The following is a 13411-nucleotide window of genomic DNA, read 5'->3' on the forward strand; positions in this document are numbered from 1 at the left end:
TCGTTCATCACTATGAAAAATCAGCTAAAAAAGGACAGACGTGTCCCGAGGACGGCTGAAATTCCAATAATAGACATCATTAATACACGGTATTTTTTGATGTCTAAAGTGAACGTATGCATGATATTCCCTCCTTTATTGTGTAAGATTCTTTTCTATTATAGCTCCCTTCCTTTTTTTGGACAAGGAAAGATTTTTCATATCACCTGGTAGTACCGTTCATACTAATGGCTTAAGGAGGTGATCGGTTTATGAAAAAGCCAGATCAGTCTGATATGAAATCCATGACATCAGGGACGGACCCACAGCAGGTAAAAAAACAAATTCAAAAAGATGTAGCCGCTGGCCAAGGTGCAATGACTTCACGGGAAGCGGGATCCATGCGGGATTAAGGATGGAAAGGGGCGATGAATGCCGTCCCTTTATCTTCTTTTAAAAAAGGAAATGGTTTAAGGTAGATTGTACGATGCCTATATTTTATAATGAAGTGAAGGAGGTGAGAAAAATGGAAAAGCAGATACTTGAACTATTATTTGATTTAAAAGGTGAAATGAAAGAGTTTCGAAGTGAGCTGCAAACGTTTCAAGCGGATTTACGCAACATAAGTGCTGATTTAAAAGAAACTCAAGCTGATGTCCGCAACATTAGTTCTGACTTGAAAGAAACTCAAGCTGACGTCCGCAACATTAGTTCCGATTTAAAAGAAACTCAAGCTGATGTCCGCAACATTAGTTCTGACTTGAAAGAAACTCAAGCTGATGTCCGCAACATTAGTTCTGACTTGAAAGAAACTCAAGCTGACGTCCGCAACATTAGTTCCGATTTAAAAGAAACTCAAGCTGACGTTCGCAACATTAGTTCCGATTTAAAAGATACTCAAGCTGACGTTCGCAACATTAGTTCCGATTTAAAAGAAACTCAAGCTGATGTTCGCAACATTAGTTCCGATTTAAGGACGACTCAAGATGATGTGAAGGAAATCAAGGAAACCGTCAACCGGATTGAAGCCTCACAAACCGACGATGTCATTGCGATGCTAAAGGTGACGAAGCAAAGCATAGAATCTGAATTTCACTATACGAATACCAGAATGACTGACTTGGATAAGCGGGTCTTCAATCTTGAAAACCGGGTGGAGAGGTAGTGCATATCACCACTTGTCTACTACTCAGTCCCACCAAAATCCCTTCGTCTTCCTCACTATTGTATGCCACTTAATGCTGTTTTCTTTTCCACTCATACGGCTTTTCAGCCCAATGAAATAACAATACAAATAAGAACATAGAGAAACATATTGCACTACTTTCTATCCATCTGACTTCTCCGTTCTTGATCCATTGATAAATGATCGATGTTACGAAATAGATCAGGGGAAATCGGATGCTTTTTTTTAACATGCTCATGCACACCTTTCTTTGTTTTATGAAAAAGGAGACGATCCTATGGATACCATCATTCGACCAGAACAGAAGCAAGAATTCAAAAAAATCCAGGACTTGGTGATAAACGCTTTTTCAAACGCGGAATTCAGCGACCAGCAGGAGTATCTTCTTGTCGAACGGATACGGAGATCAGATGCCTATATTCCTGAATTGTCACTCGTTGCGATCGATTCAGACGACCAGCCGATCGGCCATCTCCTTCTATCCAAAGTGACCATCGTCGATGAGGACCAATCGGTGGAATCATTGGCCCTTGCCCCTGTGTCGGTTGCAACAGATTATCAGAAAAAGGGGATCGGAAGACGTTTGATCACGGAAGCATTATCCCGGGCGAAAGAGATGGGTTATCAATCCGTGATTGTGTTGGGACATGAACACTATTACCCTAAATTCGGGTTTAAACCTGCCAGCTCATGGAATATCAGGGCTCCATTTGATGTGCCTGATAACGTATTCATGGCAACGGAATTGACGGAGAACGGCTTACACGATGTACAAGGTGTCGTACACTATTCCGAGGCATTCTCTTCATGAAGGAAAGTTGTCATTGTGCTACAGCTTTCCCTCTCTCACCCATTTCAAAATGGTGTAACTGCCGTGAACAGAGACCGCGAGCAACAGGATCATCGCTACTAACCATATTCCCAGACGATTGATTTCTTGCAGACCTTCAAAATAGATTGTGATAAAAAGGGCCACCCCTATAAACATGAGGTAACAAAATACATTTGGAATGAGCCATATCAGCCTTCGTTTGGTGATTTTCAATCTGTTCACTCCTTTGCTGATTTCTTCCTGCTTAAAACAAGCCAAATGATGAAAAGTAAAAACACACTCAAAATGACTTTCCCTTTCCAGTTCCACACCAGCACCTGCTGAATCGAATAGGCTTCAATGACCAGAGCCGGCATTTTCCCAATTGTGCTCGCTATGGAATAGTTGATGATCCCGACTTTACTGATGGCAGCGGCCAATGTCACCAGACCGGATGGAATAAAAGGAAAGATCCTGAGGGCAATGATCAGACAAAAAGCTTCTAATCCCTTCGAGTTCTGTAATCGTGTCAGCAACCCGTTGTTTATCTCCTTATTTTGAAATAATCTCTTGATGCCCTTGCGATATAAATAAAAACTGACGATTGCTCCCAGCGCTTCTCCTGCGATTGAAACAGCCAACCCTTTTTCAAATCCGAAAAAAGTAATATTCGCAGCCGTGATCACGACGCTCGGTAAAACCCCTAAAACACTGATGATGATATTGAGTAAAATACTTAATGCGATGGCATAGATGCCTAATGTGTTGAACCATTCTAAGAGGTGTGTTTCCACTCTGCTACGCTCCTTATGATCCTATACTGTCGATCTTTCTGTTTTATGTTCAACCCATGAAACCTTTCGTTACTCCTTGAATAAACCCTTCTATGAAGTTAGGAACCTTGAAAATGAATAGTGCAAGAATAAATCCAATGCCCATTCCTTTAATGGTGAGATTTTTCTTCGAGTTGCCGATAAAGTACACGATTAATCCCATGATCAATACAATCAATGTCAATGTTTCACCTCCAAATGGTACCCTTTATAGTTGATTAAATCCAATGCTCACTACATAATCCGTTCTTTGTCCCCATCCTTGATTTTAAAATGGACCTCCGTTGAGCTGCCCCCATCAACATGATTGGGAATATCCGATAGGTCGAGTATCTCCTCCAGGCTGACTGATTTTTCATCATTCGCTTCGATTGTGACAGTGTAGGGACCGTTTTCATTCATGAGAGAGGTGAATCTCGTCTTGGATCCTGGAAAAAAAGTATCCAGGAATTCAATTTCAAAGGTAACTGGTTCCCCGCTATGATTAGAGATAAGCATATTACATTCCCCTGTAAATTCTTCTTCCTCTATCTTCTCAAAGTCACACGTTCCCTTCCCATCGTATGAAATAGCCCTAATTCCATCCGCCATCGTTTCCTGATAAACCTTTATAAGTCCAAATGGTAATAGAGAATAAACAATTGCAACGATGATCACGGTGCGGATATGGTAGTTTGACAGACCCCTTACAAGTAAAACGATAGCAAAGATAAATAAGAAAGAACCGATGATCGCCAGCACATTGTATCCATCTTGATCTTGTATAGGAAAAGACATGAACGTCATCCGCTCATAAACCATTGGGGCATCCGGAAATGGGAAATAAAGTGACATACAAAGAATCAGGATCAAGCCTGAAGCTATGAGATTTTTTTTATTTTTAATCATGAATTCAACTTCCTTTTTCATTAATCATATGTAATAAACGCAGTTGCGGGAAGGAACAGAACATCTATCCTTTTATATGTTGTTTAAGATCAAAAATACCCATTGTTCCACAAACCAATACGCCCATCCCTAAAAGAACAGTAAGAATCCAATTCTCTCCCCAGCTTGTTATGCACGTTATCAAATTGCAGAATGCAATAGCAAGACTTCCGTATTTCCCACTCCATTTGGCCTGTTCGGAAGATTGATCGGTACTCAAGAAGATTCACTCCCTTTTCTATTGTTTTCCTGATCGGTTTGCGATTTCTCCTCATGTCCTCATCTGATTTCTCATCACATACACGCTGAGGACGATGGCTGAAACTCCTATCAAAATCCCGAATACCGTTCCTGTATAGAGTCCAATAAATTCAAGGGCAAACGGTAGAATCATTGTCATCATACCGACCATCATTATATATAAGCCAAATACCTTCGCAAGTTTCTCTTTGTCCCCTTTGTATGCATCGTCCTGATAACCGGCAATCAGATAGAGTTTTTTCTTTACCCTGATTAAATATCCGAGGTAGGCAATCAGTAGTCCAACGCATATACAAATGATAAAGGGTAGGTACATTGGAAGTTCCTCCTAAATGAGTCTATTAATCTTGCCTTTTACTTTCATTTGTTAAGCACATCACTACCAACACTACCAATTATTTCAAATATACAAACTTTATTCAATCCCTTCCTTATTCATGCCGGTCTCGAATTCATCATGCCAAGATCCCGATAATCGCGCGGAATTTTTCCTATTCATGCCAACTTGTCAAATTTCCATCTTTCTATCTCGCTATTATTAAAATATTAATATCCTAATCGGATTCCGATAGCTATTCAGATCTTGACCCGTGATTTTCCTACCACATCCTTGCTTGGGGAGTAATCGAATGCAAGAATTTTATAGTATGATTAGCTTGGATTATTGTCATTTTCTAACAACACGAGGTGATTTTAATGATACGTTTCTTTACGTATGCCGTTGTATCTTCTTTGATTTTGTCGACCGGTTTTACCACAGGAGTTGCTACACTCGCTGCTGAAAATGACGGAAGTGATGCCATTGAAGATGGAGGCGGCCAAGGTGGCGTCACCTGGCAGGAATTCTCCCGAAGAATGTCGGGGAGTTACACGATCCTCCTATACAGAAGCGAGAATGGCGGGAGGCAGTGGAAAGAAGTCACCTATGACAAGAACGGAACCATTGTGAATTCCGTATACTGGACCTCATAACATGAAAAAGGGTGATGGAGCAGGTATCCACCACCCTATTTTCATCAACGGAAGGACTCCGCCAGCTTGATCATCTCGTCTTTGGAGAGAGTGATGCCGGATCGTGCCGGCATATATGTCATATCATACATGGCATCGCCTTCTATCCATGTCAACATACTCACCTTTAGGGGACCCTCTGATTCAGAATAACTTCCTTGAGAAGAACCGACTTTCACCGGATCCTGGGACAAGGTCGTATCAGTCCCCGGCTCGAGAAGCTGAAATGATATCCTGATCGTCTGTTTTTCCGGTCCCATGAGGGTGACTACTTGCCTGCTTCCAGTTGGTCCATCTCCTGTTTTGGTGCTGACATTTTTCACCTCGAATGGAACCTTGGTGATATACTTGAACTCCCGTCCCAGAACCTCCGGGCGATCGCTTGCTTCATATAACGGGGCGCTCGCGTTACTTCCGAAGATACCCAGTTGTGTTCCACCGAAGTAAACAAAAATCGAAAGGCAGGCGGCGAAAAATAGTACAGACATGATGGGGGCAAATATCGGTTTTTTGGGAAGAGAAAACGACTTGGGCTGCTTGGAATGGATTTCATCCAGGATATTCTCTCGCATCTTATTCGTAAAGCCCCGGCCTTTGAACGTTTCTTCTTTCATCAACCCACGTAAAGATTTCAGTTCATCCATTCTTATACACCTCACTACGTTTGATCGTGGAACCGAGCAATGCCTTGCCTCTTGTCAGCCGGGTTTTCACGGTATTCGTGTTGATGTCGAGGCTCACACCGATCTCAGCTAACTTCATTTCTTCAAAATAATATAAGAAGATGACTTCCCGATATTTAACGGGAAGTGATAAGACGCTCTCGATCAGTGCTGAATTCCGCTCGTTCTCGATCACGGTTTGTTCAGGCGCACCCATTTTCCCTTTGACCATTTCATTGATCTTGTTGGAGATACTGACCATCCTTGTGTCCCACCGCCTTAAGTAATCCTTGCAGTGATTGACGGCCACGCTGATGATCCATGTTTTCAAAGAGGAATCCTCTCTGAAGGTATCCATTTTTCTATAAAACTTGATGAAAATCTCCTGGGTCAGGTCCTCTGCCAGACTGTGTTCCTTTACATACGAATAGACAACATAATAGACATCATTTCCGTACTGTGTCATGGCTTCCTCAAGTAGTCGGTCCTTCTCGGATTTCGTCCGTTGTTCCATTTTAAACATTCACCTGCTTTATGTATCTCTAGTAATAAGACGGTTCTCAAATGAAAAAGGTTTGTTTTTTACAAAATAATCCAAATAAAAATCCCGGCGAGGAGTCCCCGACAGGATGTGTGTCGCTATTGCTCGGTATCATTATGACAAACCATTCCAGATCATACAATCTTTTCTTTCACTTTGTCCCCCGAAAAGGACGCGAGGCTGCCCGCAATCAGGAATTGTGCTGAATAGTAGGTTGACATGATCAGGACATCCGAATAAGGGATAGCGGCCACGAACATGTTCCATGACAGAATCGAGTCAGACAGGACAAATAGAAGGCTACCTGAGATGGCCCACTTGTTTCCGGTCATGATTGCCGACAAGGCCATCAGGGAAATGATCACCATGTATGCCAGGACCGGAATGACAAGAATGTCATCCCCGCCCGTTCGAAGGGCTTTAATGAGCTGACTGCCGATGGTGAAGGAATACAAGGCAATCGGGATCGACGCTGCGAGCCCCCACTTCGTCCTACTTGACACCTTTAAGAAACTGGACAGATAGAACACATGCCCAACCAGAAAAGCACCGAGTCCCGCTACAAACGAAAAGGCAATGAACGCATCCCCGAGCATGCAGAAGAACAGGCCGATAAGGATGAGACGCATGGATGATGCGGATTTGGCAGGTAACTGAAGGAATGCATAGAAAATGATGAGGAACATCGGAATCAGCTTAAAGATGACTTTAACCGGTAAAGGATCTTGCGGAATGATGAATAGATAAAGAGCCCCCATCAAGGCAATGAAAATGGGCAATAAACTTTTTTTCACGAATCGTCACATCCAGTGGTGGAGATTTTTATTGTTCCTTGATATATATACTCGATTCGGTAGGGGAATTCCTTCTATTGTGGCCGCGAGGGACGGGTCTCACAACTTCTCCTCCCGCATTTCTGAAATCCAAAGATGAAACTTTCCATTAAACCATACGTAAATAAAAAACGAGCCATGGGGACAGGTCCCTTGGCACCATGTATCATTGCCAAATCATAAAAACGAGGTGTAAAAGAAGTGAACAAAGTCCAGATCAAAAAAATCCCGTCGGACGTAACCCTATCCGTTGCTGATGAACCCCTGCTTCTTCCAGATACCCTTCAAGAATCCATCGAGTCTTATTGGGAAACGCTTCAATCAGGTGGCAATGCGTTTCACAGGGGTGTAGTCTATTCGATCAAAGGGATGTGCGAAACGGAAGATGAGCTGAGGGTCACGTTGCATAAAACGGATTATGCTCATTTTTCATATACAAAGAATGGGAATATGACAGATCCATATAAATGCAGAGTCATCGTAGCGAACGGTGTGCTCCTTACGAAGGATCATCAGTTCATGTTAGGTGAGATGAATGATTGGACCGCTACTCCAGGACGCATTCAATTCGTTGCCGGGGGCATTGATGAAGAGGACATCCACGGGGGCCGAGTAGACATAGCCGGCACTCTGAAACGGGAAGTGCAGGAAGAAGTCGGCATCGATTTGGATGACCCTCATGTCGTTGTAAGCGTGAAGCCCCGATATATCGTGCATTGGGGAAATATTGCCCTCGTGTATATGATTCAGTTACGGATTGATTCCGCGGAATTTATGAAGCGTTATGAGACATTTATACAGTCTTTAAAAGAGGCTGGCCACAAGCCGGAGTTTGCCTCGATAGTCCAACTTCCTGCAGACCGGTTGGCCGTTTCCGATTTCCTCGAGAGGGATGAAAGGCCGAGGTCGGACTTTTTGACGGTGGTGTTGGAGGAAGAGGTGAAGTAATGGGAACAGGTCCTGTCCAAACAGGACCTCTATTTAAACGTATCATAAGATTCTGGGAATCTACATGATTCTCTAAGTAATCGAGCAATTCCTCCCCGTTCAAGGATAAGTGAATCAGAACGCTCCCCCTTCACTAATGAATCTGGAACAGCCCCATACAATCTCCCCTTATTATAGAATGAGGAAATCAATCGTTTTTTTTACCCTTTTTCAATTTCCTACCAAAAATCCTATGCTATAATCATACAATATTAAGTAAATCCAGGAGCCTCCTTTATGAAAAAAATTGCGACTTTGTTTTTCCTAACCTTTACTTTCACGATGATTTTTGGACCGGTCTTTCCTGTGCTGGCAGCGGCTAATGTCGTTATACCCGATTCCCTGCAAGAATTGGATCTCTCCAACCAACTCGAAGTGTATGTTGATGAGAATCACCTTACCGATAAAGAGATCCTCAGGAAAAGCGGCGAGTTTGTTCCGCTGCCCGCTTTGGATCCTTCCGGGGATATTTCGGACACCGTATATTGGCTGAAAGTGAATCTGGCCAATCCTTCTGGAGAGAAGAGAAATCTTCTCCTCGAAATCAAGAAGCCGCATCTAAGTTCGGTTACATTGTATGCCCTCAAAGGGAATAGACTGCAGGAAGAAGAGACGATGGGATACCGTTATCCCTTTGACAAGAGAGACTATAAGCATCGTAATCTTGTATTCTCAGTGAATCTTGAGGAGAAAACGACCACAACCTATTTTTTAAAAATAGAGACCGATAGTTTCTTCCAAGCACCGGTGTCACTATGGGATCCGATTGCGTTCTCGGAAGCCAACTATATGAATCAATCCATTCACGGGATTTTCTATGGGATCATGTTGGCGATGATTGTGTATAATACGTTCCTGTTCCTTTCACTTAAGGAGAAAAGTTATCTCTATTACATATTGTTTGTTTCCGGATTTACGATGATGCAGGCGATCTGGGATGGTTTCGCCTTTCAGTTTATATGGGGGGACTTTCCGTGGTGGGCACTGAGGTCGAATTCATTCTTCATTATATGGACATCTCTATTCGCCCTTTTGTTCGCAAAGCACTTCCTGCAGCTGAAAGAACATTCGCCGATACTCCATAAAGTGATTTCCTTCTTCAATGTGATGTGTGCTTTATGCCTGGTATTGCCTTTCTTTGTCAATATCGGCACGATGACCATGATCAGCACGTTGATAGCGACGGGATTCGTTCTATTTCTGGTCGGCATCGCCGTGACGGTCAGGCTGAAGACAAGAGAAGCGAAGTTCTATCTCACTGCCTGGTCTCTTCTTTTCATCGGCGTATTACTGAACATCCTGGCGGCATTTCAGCTTCTTCCGTTGACGGACTTTACGCTCTATGCCCCTAAGGTCGGGATTGTCTTTGAAGTATTGGTCCTTTCCCTGGGTCTCGCCGACAGAATCAAGCGAATAAGGAAAGAGAAAGCCTATGAAACAAAGAAGTACTATGTCCACACACTTCTCCAACATGCCGTGAATCGGATGACCGAAATGGAGGATCTTACATCCCTATCTAAAGAAGGACTTCATTGTTTGATGGATATCACCCATTTTGAAAAGGGATTTTATCTGACGAAGGAGAGGACGAGATGGAAGGTACTATCGAAGGTGAACGTAACGGAAAATCTCGAAGATTTCTACATAGATCAGTTTAAGTCATTCCAGAATGGCAGCTCCGGTATCCTGGACGCTTCCACTTTCACCGTACCGGTTTCATCCCGTTCCCACACCGGATGCTTCGTGATCTGGAGCTCTCAGGAAGAAGTGGACCTGTCGATCATGGAAAGCTTCCTTCCCGCATTCATCGAGCAGTTCTCCGCCCTCGTCGCTCAGAAAGAATATCTCGATGAGTTAAAGAAATCAGCCAGGGTGGATGACTTAACAAATCTGTTAAACCGCAAGTACTTTTTGGAGAAGGTAAACGACATGTATACAGGGGCTGAACCCTCATCCCTCTTGCTGATCGACATCGACCACTTTAAAAGCATCAACGATCGGTACGGACACTTAATCGGCGATGAAGCGATCATCTTTGCCACCGACCTCATCAAGAAGGTATTCCATGAAAAGGGAATCGTCGGGCGATTTGGCGGGGAAGAATTTATCGTGTTTTTGAAAAATGTTGAAGAACATGAGGCATTGGAATGGACCCATCAGCTACTGGACGTATTCAGGGAAGAAGGCCTGAAGCTCCGTGATGGCACTTTCATCTACTTGACCATCAGTATCGGTTTCTGCAGCAGTCAGCCGGCAAATCTTCTCTCGATTGACGAAATGATTCAACGAGCCGATGAGCAATTGTATCAAGCGAAACGGAACGGACGGGATCAAGTGGCGGTTTGTTCTTGAATATTTGAGCCGGGGGAACAGGTCCCTTGGCTCTTTTTTTCGTGATTGTGAGTGTCTGTTTTATTGGGATTTGGTCTGTATATGGAGTTGAATGGGAGCATCCATCTAACTTTTGGAAGGAATCGTGCGGGTATTGAAGGGAATCATACGGGATTTGAAAGATTCGCGCGGGTTTCACAATAATCATGCCGGATTGAGGATAATCATGCGAGTTTCCACTATAACCATGCCGGATTGTCGAAAAATCTTTAATCTTACATCAATAAAGACTCGTCCATCATCGACGAGTCTTTTATTCCACAAGCAGTGCCAGTGGGTCAGGTCCCTCTTTATTCTGCTCTCTCTTCACACAGCCGCACAATCTCAATGATGACCCGGGTCGCCTTTTCCATATTATCGACTGAAGCAAACTCATATCGGCTATGGTAATTTTCCCCTCCGGTAAAGAGATTCGGCGTCGGCAGTCCCATAAAGGAAAGAATAGATCCATCGGTCCCGCCACGAATCGGTTTGATATCCGGCGTGATCTCCAAATTCTCCATGGCCTGCTTGGCGAGTTCCACGATTTCAAAGACCGGCTCGATTTTCTCCCTCATATTGAAATACTGGTCGTTGATATCCAGCTGAATATTTTTCTCTCCGTAAATGTCCTGCAGATCCTTGACGATTTCTTCTAACATTCTTTTCCGTCCATTGAAGCTTTCACGATCGAAATCGCGGATTAGGTAATTCACCGCTGCCTCTTCGACCTCACCGTGGATCGAGGTAAGGTGAAAGAATCCATCGTATCCATCTGTCGATTCTGGTGCCTCTTCCACAGGCAGTTTAGAATTCAATTCCATGGCGATTTTGGCCGCGTTCACCATTTTGCCTTTTGCTGTTCCTGGATGGACGTTCCGGCCGAGGATGGTGATCTTCGCTTCTGCGGCATTAAAGCTTTCATACTCCAATTCACCCAACGGGCCACCGTCCACTGTGTATGCGAACTCGGCATTGAACCGTTCCACATCGAACTTATGGGCACCCTTTCCTGTTTCTTCGTCCGGAGTGAAGCCCACGCGGATATCCCCGTGCTTCACTTCAGGATGAGCGATCAAGTATGCCATGGCCGTCATGATCTCGGCAATCCCGGCTTTATTATCCGCACCGAGAAGGGTCGTCCCATCCGTTGTCATGAGGGTGTGCCCTTTATATCCGGAGAGCTGAGGAAAATCCTGTACAGACATTACAATCCCTTGCTCCTTATGTAAGACGATATCCTGACCATCGTATTCTTCCACGAGCTGTGGCTTCACATTTTCCCCAGTAAAGTCTTCTGACGTATCCACATGGGCAAGGAATCCAATGGCAGGGACTTGTTTTTCCGTGTTGGACGGCAATGTCGCCATCACATAGCCATACTTGTCTATTGAAACGTCGGTCATTCCGATTTCCTTCAATTCTTCCACGAGCATATTGGCTAAGACGAGCTGACCAGGTGTAGAAGGCGTTTCCTCCACGCCGTCCCTGGATTCTGTATATACTTTTACGTATCTGGTTAATCGTTTGATTAGTTCTTGTTTCAAGTTCTATTCCCCCTTTTTTATTATCATATCAAATTCGTGCCGGGTGGACAGGTCCGTTGGCTCTTTTTTAATCATAAGTAGAGACTGTAGAGGAAGAATCATACGGGATATGAAATGTGAGAAAATCCATTATCATGAACCCTTTCACCATAATCATGCCGGATTGTCTAATAAAAAAAGAACCCTCCTCATCGACGGGTCCTTTATGTCAATCGTATAAAATATTTCTCCATTTCTCTTTCAGAAATGATCATCCTTCTGGTGAAATCCTGCGTTCTCACCACATACTCCTTGATTCCGATGTATTCTGATTCGACAACCAGATAGAATCCGGTCCCTTTTTTCACGCCTTTAAAATCTCGTTTTAATTGGTATTTCTTCATTTCAGCTCAAGCCACCCCACGGGGTTATTGGCTCTCCTCCACCTGATACGAAGAAGGACGGATCGTCGGGATTTTCTTGATAAAATAATAATGCTTATACAAAGCGAGTCCGATCAGGATGATTCGGACCGCTAGAATGTCCACATACAAGACGGATAGCAGGATAAAGAAATCTGCCGTCAGATTGATTCTGATTTTTTCCTTAAGGGTCATTCCCTTCTTTTCGAGGAAGGCGACCACGTATTTTTTATAGATATAAGTGTTCTGGAACCAGGCTTCCATGCGTTTGGAGCTCTTTGCAAAGCAATAAGCCGACAGTAAGTAAAACGGTCCTCCAGGCAGAACGGGCAGCACCGTGCCGGCAATCCCGAACACTAACGCGATGAAGCCTAGCAGCATGAACAGGATGCTCTTCATTTTTTTCATTGACCCATCTCCCCTACCCTCGCCGGATTTCTTCCTTTCATTGTACTATAAATATACCAGAAAGGTGGAGTTGCTTGTTTAGGAGATTATTGTAAATCCCGTCCCCCGCTTCATAACCATCCATGCCATTCATCAAAATAGGCATTCAAGTTTTGATCAGGGGTCTTTTTCACGATTTCCTCCTTCAGGGTAGTGGCTTGAAGAAAGTTTTTCAGCGTTAGGAATTGAACTTGCTTTTGTCTGTTTTTTTTCATCAGGTAGAAAAAAAGTGAGAGTATCATGGGAGCAGCCCCTTTCATTCCCTAAGGATATGAATCAATGAGCGACGCCATGACACCTTTCACTCTCCGTCTAATGACAAAGGAATAAACGTGTGGAAGACGCCGATGAATTTCAGCTGTTTCCCCTTCATTTCCGTATTAAACGTATTAAACACCAGATAGTCGTTTACTTCTGTACGGTTTTCAATCATTTGCTCCCCGAATAAGGAAAGCCCCATGGACATCATCGGGGACTGTCCCTCCATACGGTCGCTCATGTTCTCCAATAGCCAGGCTGTATAGTCGTCTTGAGACGGTTTGGTCATATACATGATGGCTGATAAGACGAATAAACTACATAAGCATAAAATAATCCATTTTTTCACTTCATCCA

Annotated in this window: 21 protein-coding genes; 6 read left to right on the top strand and 15 right to left on the bottom strand. The window is 43.6% G+C overall.

Going from position 1 to position 13411, the window contains the following annotated elements:
* Positions 1-251: 251 nt before the first annotated feature.
* Together KYJ26_RS10975 and KYJ26_RS10980 are read left to right on the top strand one after the other, a co-directional pair.
* On the top strand, positions 252-392 hold the full coding sequence (locus tag KYJ26_RS10975) for a hypothetical protein (protein WP_219167310.1): 141 nt from the start codon (positions 252-254) through the stop codon (positions 390-392).
* A 113-nt stretch (positions 393-505) separates the two neighbouring features.
* On the top strand, positions 506-1144 hold the full coding sequence (locus KYJ26_RS10980; RefSeq protein ID WP_219167311.1) for a hypothetical protein: 639 nt from the start codon (positions 506-508) through the stop codon (positions 1142-1144).
* A 70-nt stretch (positions 1145-1214) separates the two neighbouring features.
* Here the strand turns inward: KYJ26_RS10980 and KYJ26_RS10985 are convergent, their stop codons facing one another.
* Positions 1215-1397: a hypothetical protein gene (locus KYJ26_RS10985; protein ID WP_219167312.1), complete on the bottom strand. Its 183-nt coding sequence runs from the start codon at positions 1395-1397 to the stop codon at positions 1215-1217.
* A 45-nt stretch (positions 1398-1442) separates the two neighbouring features.
* On the opposite strand from KYJ26_RS10985, the gene KYJ26_RS10990 reads away from it, so the two are divergent.
* Positions 1443-1976 (top strand): GNAT family N-acetyltransferase, encoded by a 534-nt coding sequence (locus KYJ26_RS10990; protein WP_219167313.1) that lies wholly within the window; start codon positions 1443-1445, stop codon positions 1974-1976.
* A gap of 18 nt (positions 1977-1994) precedes the next feature.
* On the opposite strand, the gene KYJ26_RS10995 is transcribed toward KYJ26_RS10990, so the two are convergent.
* From KYJ26_RS10995 to KYJ26_RS11020, 6 genes are all read right to left on the bottom strand, one after another.
* Positions 1995-2210 carry a hypothetical protein gene (locus tag KYJ26_RS10995; RefSeq protein WP_219167314.1) on the bottom strand — a complete coding sequence of 72 codons (216 nt, stop codon included), beginning with the start codon at positions 2208-2210 and terminating at the stop codon, positions 1995-1997.
* A gap of 5 nt (positions 2211-2215) precedes the next feature.
* Positions 2216-2770: a TVP38/TMEM64 family protein gene (locus KYJ26_RS11000; protein WP_219167315.1), complete on the bottom strand. Its 555-nt coding sequence runs from the start codon at positions 2768-2770 to the stop codon at positions 2216-2218.
* A 49-nt stretch (positions 2771-2819) separates the two neighbouring features.
* Complete coding sequence (locus KYJ26_RS11005) at positions 2820-2993, bottom strand: hypothetical protein (RefSeq protein ID WP_219167316.1); 174 nt, start codon at positions 2991-2993, stop codon at positions 2820-2822.
* Between the two features lie 50 nt (positions 2994-3043).
* On the bottom strand, positions 3044-3697 hold the full coding sequence (locus KYJ26_RS11010) for a hypothetical protein (protein ID WP_219167317.1): 654 nt from the start codon (positions 3695-3697) through the stop codon (positions 3044-3046).
* 64 nt (positions 3698-3761) lie between these two features.
* A complete protein-coding gene (locus KYJ26_RS11015; RefSeq protein WP_257474972.1) occupies positions 3762-3956 on the bottom strand; it encodes a hypothetical protein in 195 nt (64 codons plus the stop codon).
* 51 nt (positions 3957-4007) lie between these two features.
* Positions 4008-4313 carry a DUF3784 domain-containing protein gene (locus KYJ26_RS11020; RefSeq protein ID WP_219167318.1) on the bottom strand — a complete coding sequence of 102 codons (306 nt, stop codon included), beginning with the start codon at positions 4311-4313 and terminating at the stop codon, positions 4008-4010.
* Between the two features lie 380 nt (positions 4314-4693).
* On the opposite strand from KYJ26_RS11020, the gene KYJ26_RS11025 reads away from it, so the two are divergent.
* The gene (locus KYJ26_RS11025) at positions 4694-4969 is read left to right on the top strand and encodes a hypothetical protein (protein ID WP_219167319.1); all 276 of its coding nucleotides are present in this window, start codon (positions 4694-4696) and stop codon (positions 4967-4969) included.
* A 44-nt stretch (positions 4970-5013) separates the two neighbouring features.
* Here the strand turns inward: KYJ26_RS11025 and KYJ26_RS11030 are convergent, their stop codons facing one another.
* The 3 genes from KYJ26_RS11030 to KYJ26_RS11040 all read right to left on the bottom strand — a co-directional run bounded on the left by KYJ26_RS11030 (position 5014) and on the right by KYJ26_RS11040 (position 7005).
* Complete coding sequence (locus KYJ26_RS11030) at positions 5014-5652, bottom strand: DUF4367 domain-containing protein (protein WP_219167320.1); 639 nt, start codon at positions 5650-5652, stop codon at positions 5014-5016.
* Positions 5645-6184: a sigma-70 family RNA polymerase sigma factor gene (locus KYJ26_RS11035; protein WP_219167321.1), complete on the bottom strand. Its 540-nt coding sequence runs from the start codon at positions 6182-6184 to the stop codon at positions 5645-5647. The genes KYJ26_RS11030 and KYJ26_RS11035 overlap by 8 nt, the downstream gene beginning before the upstream one ends.
* Positions 6185-6345: 161 nt before the next feature.
* Entirely contained in the window at positions 6346-7005 is a 660-nt protein-coding gene (locus KYJ26_RS11040) for a lysoplasmalogenase (protein ID WP_219167322.1), read from the bottom strand.
* Positions 7006-7245: 240 nt separating this feature from the next.
* On the opposite strand from KYJ26_RS11040, the gene KYJ26_RS11045 reads away from it, so the two are divergent.
* Positions 7246-7992 (top strand): NUDIX hydrolase, encoded by a 747-nt coding sequence (locus tag KYJ26_RS11045; protein WP_219167323.1) that lies wholly within the window; start codon positions 7246-7248, stop codon positions 7990-7992.
* Between the two features lie 276 nt (positions 7993-8268).
* On the top strand, positions 8269-10383 hold the full coding sequence (locus KYJ26_RS11050; protein WP_219167324.1) for a diguanylate cyclase: 2115 nt from the start codon (positions 8269-8271) through the stop codon (positions 10381-10383).
* A 329-nt stretch (positions 10384-10712) separates the two neighbouring features.
* On the opposite strand, the gene pepT is transcribed toward KYJ26_RS11050, so the two are convergent.
* From pepT to KYJ26_RS11075, 5 genes are all read right to left on the bottom strand, one after another.
* Entirely contained in the window at positions 10713-11948 is a 1236-nt protein-coding gene (pepT, locus tag KYJ26_RS11055) for a peptidase T (protein ID WP_219167325.1), read from the bottom strand.
* A 203-nt stretch (positions 11949-12151) separates the two neighbouring features.
* Entirely contained in the window at positions 12152-12331 is a 180-nt protein-coding gene (locus tag KYJ26_RS11060; protein WP_219167326.1) for a hypothetical protein, read from the bottom strand.
* Positions 12332-12355: 24 nt separating this feature from the next.
* Positions 12356-12757, bottom strand: a complete 402-nt coding sequence (locus KYJ26_RS11065; RefSeq protein WP_219167327.1) for a YbaN family protein — start codon at positions 12755-12757, stop codon at positions 12356-12358.
* A gap of 110 nt (positions 12758-12867) precedes the next feature.
* Positions 12868-13038 carry a hypothetical protein gene (locus tag KYJ26_RS11070; RefSeq protein ID WP_219167328.1) on the bottom strand — a complete coding sequence of 57 codons (171 nt, stop codon included), beginning with the start codon at positions 13036-13038 and terminating at the stop codon, positions 12868-12870.
* A 59-nt stretch (positions 13039-13097) separates the two neighbouring features.
* The gene (locus tag KYJ26_RS11075) at positions 13098-13403 is read right to left on the bottom strand and encodes a DUF4359 domain-containing protein (RefSeq protein WP_219167329.1); all 306 of its coding nucleotides are present in this window, start codon (positions 13401-13403) and stop codon (positions 13098-13100) included.
* Positions 13404-13411 lie beyond the last annotated feature (8 nt).

Source organism: Rossellomorea orangium (assembly GCF_019334305.1).
Taxonomy (GTDB): domain Bacteria; phylum Bacillota; class Bacilli; order Bacillales; family Bacillaceae_B; genus Rossellomorea.